The organism is Vibrio sp. 10N.239.312.D08 (genome assembly GCF_041466145.1).
Lineage (GTDB): Bacteria > Pseudomonadota > Gammaproteobacteria > Enterobacterales > Vibrionaceae > Vibrio > Vibrio crassostreae_C.
Window position 1 is genome coordinate 1 of sequence record NZ_JBFSSD010000110.1, and the last position, 1,639, is coordinate 1,639.

At 39.2% G+C, this 1,639-nt stretch carries 2 protein-coding genes; both read right to left on the minus strand.

Going from position 1 to position 1,639, the window contains the following annotated elements; all coding sequences use genetic code 11:
* Positions 1 to 893 (minus strand): HAMP domain-containing protein (locus tag AB6D58_RS24350; RefSeq protein WP_372158783.1); only part of this gene is annotated, 893 nt, incomplete at its 3' end.
* Between the two features lie 10 nt (positions 894 to 903).
* The coding region (locus tag AB6D58_RS24355; RefSeq protein WP_372158784.1) for an ABC transporter substrate-binding protein at positions 904 to 1,639 on the minus strand (736 nt) is incomplete at its 5' end.

The window sequence follows — 1,639 nt, forward strand, 5'->3', positions numbered from 1 at the left end:
TCATCAATATTACGTTCATTGATATCGATTGTGTGACCACTTTGCTGACAAAGCTCGAGTGCATCATTTGATTGATACAGCGTATTTTCCGTATGAACAGCAATTTCTTTGGTTGCTAAATCAAATTGCTCAATGCTGTGCAAACTTTCTTGAGTTAACAAAGATTGTCGTTGGCTTTGTTGGTTCATTTCATCACGTAGTTGCGATATACCGTGGCCACTCTTATCCAACAGTTTGGTCGTGTTCGATGTTTCGAGAATGATAGATTGAATAGTAGCAACGAATTGGTTGAATGCTTTCGCAAGTGATGTGACTTCATCATTGCCTACTTCCGCAACACGTGAAGTGAGGTCTCCTCCACCAGAAGCAATTTCATTCATTGAATCAGCCATGTTTTTGATGGGCCTGACGACTTTTCTATCGAGGACTATGGAAATCAGAATCAGGCTAGCAATAAATATGCAAAGCAAAATACTAATCGCAAGTTGCATAGAGTTCATTAAATTAGCATTCGTCACATCATGGTTAAAACCAACATTAACTTTACCGATAGGCAATGAATCCCATGAAATAGCCATCGATGAGGATTCATCAATGTCACGTGGATTAACACTACCTAATATGTTGTTATTTTGATCGAGCACTTGAATGTTTGCGATTACGTCATTATTTGAATACGCTTCAATGATATTAAGTATCAGTGTCTTATCGTATGCATAAACAGGTTCTTGCAATATCACACTTAATTCAGAGGTTATACGCTGGATTTCTTGTGAAGATTTATCAGTAACGTTTGATTGGTTAATCATAAATTGGATTGGCAAAGCGATAGCAGCAACAATAAGCATCACTGCAGCGATCAGTAAAACCATTTTTTTTGTTATTTGGTTCATAAAAATGTACTCAGTTGGCAAGCGGATCAAAGAAATATTTTTCTGGGATAGAGCGGGTGTCTTCGGTCAGATATGGATTTTCAAGATCGATAATAGTTCGCTCTGAAAGGTTGGCCCGTGAGAGCGCCATTCTTACTTCGGAGTCTTCGAAAAAGAGTTTCTCATAGGTGCCATCAGCGAAAATTTCTTCAACCACTTCTGTGATGTGTTGCTGAAGTTCTGTGTTTTCTTTTTGGACAAAGAGCATATATGGCATGCGATAGCGGAGCATGACATGACTATCAACAGCTAAAGGTAGTTCTGGGTATGATTGCATTTCTGCAAATGGTTCCATGACACCACGAGCAAACAAGTGGCACCGATTACCAGCAAGCATCATCTCAAAAATATTTGGATATTTAAGCGATTTAGCGGTTTTTATACCATTGGCATCAAGAATGAATGTGTCTGGCCATGTTTTCCCTGAACAAACTTTAAAGCGCGTGAAATCCGCTTTAGATCTTACGTTTGCGAGTAATTGTTTATCTTTTTCATGAATTAATCCGATTCGCATACCAAGCATTCCTCGATATATAGGGAACAATATTGGAGCAAAGCGTTTTTCCATGTCGAGACTGGTCGCTGACCAATAAAGGTCAATCTCTCCCGACTCTAAATCCGCCATAACTCTTGATTGAGCAGGTTCCCCTGTTGCTTGATAGACAAACTCGATTTCATCGAATCGGCTCGAGCGATTAACAATTTCT